3 protein-coding genes and 1 pseudogene are annotated in these 3,114 nt (G+C 62.5%); 2 read left to right on the top strand and 2 right to left on the bottom strand.

Annotation, left to right across the window (positions count from 1 at the left end):
- Positions 1–979, bottom strand: a pseudogene (locus tag HUW62_RS46545) (t4-like baseplate wedge); the annotation flags it as partial.
- 570 nt (positions 980–1,549) lie between these two features.
- On the opposite strand from HUW62_RS46545, the gene HUW62_RS46550 reads away from it, so the two are divergent.
- On the top strand, positions 1,550–2,137 hold the full coding sequence (locus tag HUW62_RS46550) for a Panacea domain-containing protein (RefSeq protein WP_176438111.1): 588 nt from the start codon (positions 1,550–1,552) through the stop codon (positions 2,135–2,137).
- Positions 2,137–2,811, top strand: coding sequence for a hypothetical protein (locus tag HUW62_RS46555; protein WP_176438112.1), 675 nt, complete (start codon positions 2,137–2,139; stop codon positions 2,809–2,811). Before HUW62_RS46550 ends, HUW62_RS46555 begins: the two co-directional genes overlap by 1 nt.
- A 207-nt stretch (positions 2,812–3,018) precedes the next feature.
- Here the strand turns inward: HUW62_RS46555 and HUW62_RS46560 are convergent.
- On the bottom strand, positions 3,019–3,114 hold a 96-nt coding region (locus HUW62_RS46560), incomplete at its 5' end, for an IS3 family transposase (RefSeq protein WP_147449029.1).

The raw sequence follows: 3,114 nt of genomic DNA on the forward strand, positions 1-3,114 counted from the left end.
CTCCGGGCAGGCGCCGGGCGTTGATTTCGAAGTCCTCGCGGGAGACGGTGCGCGTCAGGGCCCGGAGGCTCTCAGGGGCGAGCAGCTTCGCGGAGGCCACCGTCTGCCTGTCTGCGCCGCCGGAGGCGGGGAAGGGGTTATGGACGGCCACCTGCACCGCGTGGCCGTGCACGTCCCGGAAGCTGCCCTCCACGACGACGAGGCGGCCCGCGTCCACGTTGCCGGCCGAGCCGCCACCCGTCTTGTACACCACCGCCACGGTGCCAGCCGGAGGCAGGCCGTTGACGCCGTTGCCGAAGCGGATAGTGGCCTTGTCCCCCTGGTCCACCGAGACGAGGAAGTGGGCGTCGACGGCGCGCGAGTTGAGGAACGTGTCGGCCTCGGTGAATGCGCCCTGGGCGGTGGACACGCGGGCGGAGCCGTCGAGGTAGGGCGCGAAGTCCAGGTGCGCCTCGAAGTCAGCGAGGCCTCGGGCGTCGAAGAGCTGGGTGTGCGTCTTCGAGTGCTCCACCACGGCGAGGGCGCGCGGCGGGTTGGCGCCGGCTGGAATGGTGACGGGTGAGAGGAGCTGGAAGCGGACGGCCTCCGTCACCTCCTGGGTGCGGACGACGGTTCCCGCGGGGAAGGTGACGGTGGCTGCGGGAGGTTGGGCCAGACGCAGCTCCACCTCGGCCGTGGCCGCCTGCGCGCCGTGAAGCCGGTAGCCCAGCATGCGCGCCAGGGCGATGACGTTGCGGCGCTGGGTGGCCGAAACGAGGCGCGACTCGCGGGCGAGGTTGTCCTGGTAGAAGCCGAGGACGTCGCCGATGAAGGCGTACATCTCCAGCAGCAGTGTGCCGAAGCTGGCGACGTCGAAGTCGCTCCAGTCCGGGAAGACACTCTTCGTCAGCGCCACGAGGCGCGCGCGCAGGGCGTCGAAGTCTCGGTGGCTGTAGTCGGTGGATACGGGAAGAAGTGGCACGTCGGCGCAGGCCTCCACCGGGAGACAAAGGCCTTCGGCCCACTTCTTTTCGGGGACATGGGGACCGCGCTGCCTGAAACTGGGAGCCGTCTACGCTCGTCCTGGCAGGCTCCACTACGCTGGTACCAAGTGCTCCAGCCGAAGCTATGATGGGACGTGGTGCATTACTTGGCGTGCGAACTCGCTGCTACGCGAGGAGTTCCTTCCATCAGGGATGCAGCATGCTGCCATCCGACATTCGGCTGACGCCGACATCCGCCCGATAGGTGGTAGGTCGAGGAACCTATCGCTTAGAGGCCATCGACTATAAGGGAGCTCTCTAGGGGAGCGTTTAAGCGGGGGCCAGGAAGGCCGCGCGTCCTCCCCTTGCGCGACAGATGGTCCGCGATGCGGCACTTCATCCTCATTTCGGTCTCTTGGGCGCTATCATGGCTCGCGCGGGTTCGTGCTGGCCCGCCAACTGGAACTCAACAAAGAGGGACCTGAGTGTTTACGAGATGTTAGGCGAGTCACCTCGTAGTTCGCCTCTGCACGTCAGGGTGATGCTGGAAACTATGCGCCCTCATCCGGGAGAATAGGGCTGACGCCATGGCCGCAACCCCTCCATACGCGCGCGAGAAACTCGTTCACGCGATCGTGTTCTTCACGAAGTCCACGAAGGACTGCAAGAAGCTCAAGCTCTTCAAGCTCCTCTTCCTTTTCGACTTCAAGATCTTCCGGGAGACAGGGAAGCCCGCAACAGGGCTCGACTACTTTGCTTGGAAAATGGGCCCCGTGCCCAAGGCACTCTTCGAGGAACTGAAGAGCCCTCAGGCGGACATGAAAGACGCGCTCGCGTTCAAAGTCGCGAGCACCTCAGAGCCCGACCCAGACTTCAAGGATCGAGGGCTGACGATCATGCCGCGCGTAGCTTTTGACGAATCCTACTTCACGCCGCGCGAGGTAAATGCGCTGAATCTCCTGGCCGAGATCTACAGAGATGCCGGTGCTAAGGACATGACGGAAGTGACTCACCATAAAAGCGCTCCCTGGTACCGCGTTTTTGAGGTTGAGAAGCGTCCCGATGCGCTGATTCCTTACCTCTTGGCCTTGGACTCCAAGGCGGGATCGATTACCCGGGAACAAGCCGAGTTGATCGCGGAGGAGGCGCGGGAAGCTGCCGCGCTCTTTGAGTAATGAACCCATACGGCACGGGGGCTGTTTGGTGGGCCAATATCGACTTTAAGGACGGCGCGGGCGAGCGCAAAAAGTTCTTAGTACTCTTAAACGAGATTGTTGAGCCCGCTGACTTCTTCGTTGCTGCACTCACCACATCACAGGGAGCCAAACGGTACTCGGGTGAAACTACCGCCGCGTGTGGATGCCCAGCTTGTCAATGCTATCGAATCGAGCCCAAGGAAGAGAAGTGCTTTCCGATCACCACGTGGGTCCAATTCGACAATGCGTATCCTTTGAGGCGCGAGAAGCTCGACAGCATGCAGCGGGCTGGAGATGCCGGATTCCTTCAGATGCTCGCGGCCGACCGGATCCGCGCGGTCTTGAAATGCGCGCTCAAATCGCCCGACTTGGCTGGGAAGCACTCGGCACAGGTGAGCCGCGCTTTGAAGGCGTTGAACGCACCGAAAGCCCAACCCCCGCTCCCTCCTTCACCTGTGGCGAGGCTCAAGGCCAAGTTCGACGGCCACGCGCCAGAATGCCAGCGGATGTTTGGGGAACTTCTTAAGCGAACCGCGAACGAACTTGCGAGCATCCTTACGGAGAAGACGCCCCCCCATGAAGGATTCGTGGACGAAGCACACACGGCTCTTGAGCTGCTCTCGGCTGAATGCCAGTGCACCAAGGCTTCGTAATTCAGATCGACACGCATGGCGCGTGCTCATCCGTATGTGTTCACAGCGTCCCGTCGTTCCGATGCTCTCCTTCGCGAACCATGCTGCTGCTCTTGAGAGACTGTCGCGTACATCCCGCAGCACTTTCGGCTCGCGGCGCAACTGGGCCAACCCCTGCTTCACATCCATTGTCGGTCTGGGCGTGATCCGGTTCGGTGGACAGGTTGACTACGCCGCTGCTCTTTCGAACTCAGCCGGCGCAGCGTAGCCGATTGCCGAGTGCATGCGTTGCTGGTTGTAGAAGACCTCGATGTAGTCGAACAG

The organism is Myxococcus sp. AM011 (genome assembly GCF_013372595.1).
Lineage (GTDB): Bacteria > Myxococcota > Myxococcia > Myxococcales > Myxococcaceae > Myxococcus > Myxococcus eversor.